At 65.4% G+C, this 4,037-nt stretch carries 6 protein-coding genes, 2 tRNA genes and 1 pseudogene; 1 reads left to right on the top strand and 8 read right to left on the bottom strand.

The window, feature by feature from the left end:
• From rplM to GJ632_RS20080, 8 genes and pseudogenes are all read right to left on the bottom strand, one after another.
• Nucleotides 1-324, bottom strand: a pseudogene (gene rplM, locus GJ632_RS20115) (50S ribosomal protein L13); the annotation flags it as partial.
• Nucleotides 321-671 carry a 50S ribosomal protein L18e gene (locus GJ632_RS20110; RefSeq protein WP_089807485.1) on the bottom strand — a complete coding sequence of 117 codons (351 nt, stop codon included), beginning with the start codon at nt 669-671 and terminating at the stop codon, nt 321-323. The pseudogene rplM and the gene GJ632_RS20110, both read right to left, overlap by 4 nt.
• Before the next feature lie 27 nt (nt 672-698).
• A tRNA-Leu gene (locus tag GJ632_RS20105) sits at nt 699-783 on the bottom strand.
• Nucleotides 784-1,006: 223 nt separating this feature from the next.
• Nucleotides 1,007-1,789, bottom strand: a complete 783-nt coding sequence (locus GJ632_RS20100) for a DNA-directed RNA polymerase subunit D (RefSeq protein WP_089807483.1) — start codon at nt 1,787-1,789, stop codon at nt 1,007-1,009.
• A 9-nt stretch (nt 1,790-1,798) separates the two neighbouring features.
• On the bottom strand, nt 1,799-2,194 hold the full coding sequence (locus GJ632_RS20095) for a 30S ribosomal protein S11 (protein WP_089807481.1): 396 nt from the start codon (nt 2,192-2,194) through the stop codon (nt 1,799-1,801).
• Nucleotides 2,195-2,197: 3 nt separating this feature from the next.
• On the bottom strand, nt 2,198-2,725 hold the full coding sequence (locus tag GJ632_RS20090; RefSeq protein WP_089807479.1) for a 30S ribosomal protein S4: 528 nt from the start codon (nt 2,723-2,725) through the stop codon (nt 2,198-2,200).
• On the bottom strand, nt 2,725-3,246 hold the full coding sequence (locus GJ632_RS20085; protein WP_089807477.1) for a 30S ribosomal protein S13: 522 nt from the start codon (nt 3,244-3,246) through the stop codon (nt 2,725-2,727). The genes GJ632_RS20090 and GJ632_RS20085 overlap by 1 nt, the downstream gene beginning before the upstream one ends.
• A gap of 19 nt (nt 3,247-3,265) precedes the next feature.
• Nucleotides 3,266-3,350 (bottom strand) — tRNA-Ser (locus tag GJ632_RS20080).
• A 346-nt stretch (nt 3,351-3,696) separates the two neighbouring features.
• Between GJ632_RS20080 and GJ632_RS20075 the strand changes: the two genes are divergently transcribed.
• A partial coding sequence (locus tag GJ632_RS20075) for a co-chaperone YbbN (RefSeq protein WP_191453859.1) occupies nt 3,697-4,037 on the top strand: 341 nt, incomplete at its 3' end.

The raw sequence follows: 4,037 nt of genomic DNA, 5'->3' as shown, positions 1-4,037 counted from the left end.
CGGTGCGACGTAGACGCGGACGTTCGAGAGCGCCTCACGACCTTGTCGGTCTTGTACGGGACCATCCCGCGCACGGCGCGCTTGAAGGATGCGGTCCGGAGCGCTTGGGGTACGTACCGGTCCCTGGTCCGAACCCACCTCGACGCGCTTGCGGTAGACGCTCATCACGTCGTCTTCGGAGCCGGTGACGACGGTGTCTTCCGCGTTGACGATGGCCACCTTCTCGCCGGCGAGCGCCTTCTGGGCGACTTCGCTGGCGACGCGGCCGAGGATGCAGTTTCGGGCGTCGACGACGACGTCCGCGTCGAACTCGGCGAGACTCATCGAATCACCCGTACGTTGGACCCGTCGGGGTTCTGTTCCGCTATCTGTTCGAGAGTCACTGTGTCTCCCACCTGTTCTATCTTCTTGCGAGCGGACGACGAGAAGTCGACCGCTGCGACGGTAACGTTCTTCTCCAGCACACCGCTGCCCAGCACCTTGCCGGGGACGATTACGGTTTCGTCTTCCTGGGCGTATCGTTCGATACGGCCGAGGTTGACTTCTGCGTGGGTGCGCCGGGGCTTTTCGAGACGGTCCGCGACGTCCTGCCACACGTTGGCGCCAGACTCACGAGAAACCGCCTTCAGCTCGGCGATGAGACTGTTGAGTCTCGGGTTAGTCTTACTCATTGTCTACCTCCTTCTGAGAAAACGGAGTGCAGGGAGCAGGATTTGAACCTGCGGACCCCTATGGGACAGCGCCCTGAACGCTGCGCCGTTGGCCAGACTTGGCTATCCCTGCTCGCACTCGACGTACTGCACGCCCCTTCAAACCAGTTTCGATTCGGCACCCGACACGGTCGCCGTCGCTCGAACGCGAGACGCGCGCGGACGCGGCCGTCAGGGCGGCCGCGGGCGGCGTCGCCGTCGCCGGACGGAATCCGGCGGGGTGACGAGCGTTGCCCGTCACTGTCGCTTCGCGGACGGCGAACGGTCGTCGGGTGTGGGAAGGGGCAGTCATTCTGTTATATCGCTACTTTCTGTTCGAGTTCGGCCGCGCGGTCCGAGATGCTCTCGACGGCGCGGCGAACCAGTTCCTCGACGGTGAACGACCCGTCCGTCTCCACGTGGAAGACGAACGCGCCGGGCACGTCGTGTACCTCGACGTCCTTGCCGGGGTACCGCTTCGTGAGGTCGTTGTCGAACTCCGAAGTGGGGACGAGGTCGCCGTCTTCGGCGCTCTCGTCGGCGGCGTGTTCGGCCGCCTGCTCTTCGATGACCCCGCGGAGGACGTTCGGTTCCTGCTCTTCGAACTCGCCGGCGTCGCCGACGACCTCCACGCGGTGGAGGTGTCGGTAGCCGACGGCCACGCCGCCCTGGTGTTTGGCGTGGGCCTTCCCGCTCCCGAGGACGGCGTCGGCCTCCAGCTGAAGCCGCTGGCCCTCCTTCAGTTCGATGACGGGAACGTTCTGCTCGGCCGGCTTGACGAGTTCGTCGGACGTCTCGATGTCTCCGGAGTAGGCCGTCGCCGGACCCTCCACGTCGAGCGAGAGCGTCACAGTGTCGCCCTGCTCGAAGTCGTCGAGAGGCGTCGTGAGCGGAACGAGGCCGAGGCGGAGACCGATCATCTCGTCGAACATCACCGACGAGTTCTCGACGAACCGGACGGTGTCGATACTGAACGTCGGCACGTCCGCTATCATCGCGCGCCGGATGCCGTTGGCGACTGCCGGGGTCATCCCGCGGACGAGGAAGCGAGCCTTTCGGTCGTCACGTTCGATGAACTCGACCTCGAAATCTTCTGCCATGGGTCTGTGTTAGAGTCGGCTGTTTTTCGGCGCGCGAGTGCCGTCGTGCGGAATCGGCGTGACGTCCTCGATGCGACCGATTTCGAGACCGGCGCGGGCCAGCGCGCGAATCGTCGCCTGCGCGCCGGGGCCGGGGCTCTTGTTGAGGTTACCGCCGGGGCCGCGCACGCGAACGTGCAGGCCCTCGATGCCGGCCGCTTTGACTTCCTCTGCGACCTTCTCGGCCATCTGCATGGCCGCGTACGGCGACGCCTCGTCGCGGTTCTGCTTCACCACGGCACCACCGGACGACTTGGCGATGGTTTCGGCGCCAGTCTGGTCGGTGACGGTGATGAGCGTGTTGTTGAACGATGCGTGGACGTGGGCGATGCCCCACTTCGCGCCGGTGTTCTCGGATTCGCTCATTGGTTACTCCTGTCCCTCTGCTCGCTCGGGGTGCAGTTCGTCCGAGAGCGGACTCCCTTCGTCGAACTCGACGAGGCCCTCCTCGGAGACTTCGACCGTCTTCGACGGACGCGTGACGCGGGCACCGTCGACGACCACGTGGCCGTGGACGATGAACTGACGCGACTGGTCCGGCGTGTGGCCGAGCCCTTTGCGGTAGGCGACCGTCTGCAGACGACGCTCGAGGATGTCGGTCACGTCGAGACCGAGCACCTGACTGATGTCGTCGTCCTCGGAGAGGATGCCGTAGCGGCGGAGACGGTCGAGGAACTCCGCGCCGAACTGCTCGGCGAGTTCCATGTCGCCCTGCGCTTCGCCGATGAGGCGTCGGGCCTCGCGGCGGTAGCTGCGCAGTTCGGACTGGGCACGCCAGAGTTCCTCTTTGTTCTTCAGGCCGTAGCGCCCGAGGAGGTCGGCCTCCTGCGCGATGCGCTCGCCCTGGAACGGGTGGTTCGGCGTCTCGTAGAACTTGGTGTTCTTACCAGTCGCCATTACTCCTCACCACCCTCTTCTTCGGCTGCCTGTTCTTCTTTGATGGCCTCGACGTTCACGCCGATGGTCCCCTCGGTACGTCCGGTGGACTTCGTGCGCTGTCCGCGCACCTTCTGTCCGCGCTTGTGTCGGACGCCCTTGTAGGAGCTTATCATCTTCATGCGGTTGATGTCGTGGCGGCGCTTCTCTTCGAGGTCCGAGCCGGTCTTGTGGCTGGTCTCGCCGCTGTAGAAGTCGTCGCGGCGGTTGATCATCCACTCGGGGGCGTGGTCGTCGAAGTTCTCGACGACGTCGACGATGGCGTCGATCTCGTCTTCGTCGAGAAGCCCGAACGTCGCCGTTCGGTCCACACCCGCGGCGTCGGTAACGATGCGCGCCGTGCGCTTGCCGATACCTTTCATGTCGGAGAGACTCCGCTCTACCGACTTCGTGCCGTCCAGGTCGGTCTGACCGATTCGGACGAAGTATCGGAGGTTTTCCTCCTCCTCGGGAGCGTCGTCTTGTGGTTCTTCTGCACTCATGACTGGAAAGTCGGGTGAGCGTTGCGGCGGGGATTCGAACCCCGGAGGCGGTGTGCCACTGAGTTAGCAACCCAGCGCCTTGGGCCAGGCTTGGCTACCGCAACACACGATCTGGTTGGGTACTGTCGCCCTTCCGGACTCGGGGCCGACGCCCCTACAGCGTATTGCAGTCGAAACAAAACGGGGTGCCCACTTAAGCATCACGATAGGCCGTTCGGGTGAGAGCGCGCCACACGCCCGCGTTCTCCTGCGTTCTCGCCGCGCCACCTCCTCGCAGACCGGACGAGTCACCGCCGCGCGTCGGCGTCGACGGCGGAGAGCGACGCCGCGCGCCTCTTTCGCCGCCGCGTCGTGCGCCGCCGCGTCCGTGCGACGTGCGAGCACGCCGGACGTGCGCCGGCCGAGACACTGCGCCGAAACGATATATCCCGCGGGGACGCACGGGAGAGTATGAGTGCCGACACGCCCTCGGACGCCGCGCCCAACAGACCGGTCTCCGTCGAGACGGAGGCGGAACTGGACGAACTCGTCCGCGAGAACGACCTCGTCCTGGTCGAGTTCTACACGGAGGGCTGCGGTATCTGCCGGAGCATCGAACCCGTCCTCGGCAACGTCGCCCGCGCGCACGAGGACCTGACCGTCGTCCTCGTCAACCCGCGCGACGACCCGCCGCTGATAGACCGGTTCAACGTCCGCAGCGTCCCGATGCTCGTCCTCTTCGAGGACGGGGAACGCGTCGGAACGCTCGCCGAGGGGTTCCAGGGCGGGTCCGCGATAGACGACTTCGTCGC

Source organism: Halogeometricum sp. CBA1124 (assembly GCF_009741955.1).
Lineage (GTDB): Archaea > Halobacteriota > Halobacteria > Halobacteriales > Haloferacaceae > Halogeometricum > Halogeometricum rufum.
Note: the sequence above shows the minus strand (reverse complement) of the source record. Positions and strands in the feature narration are given on the sequence as shown.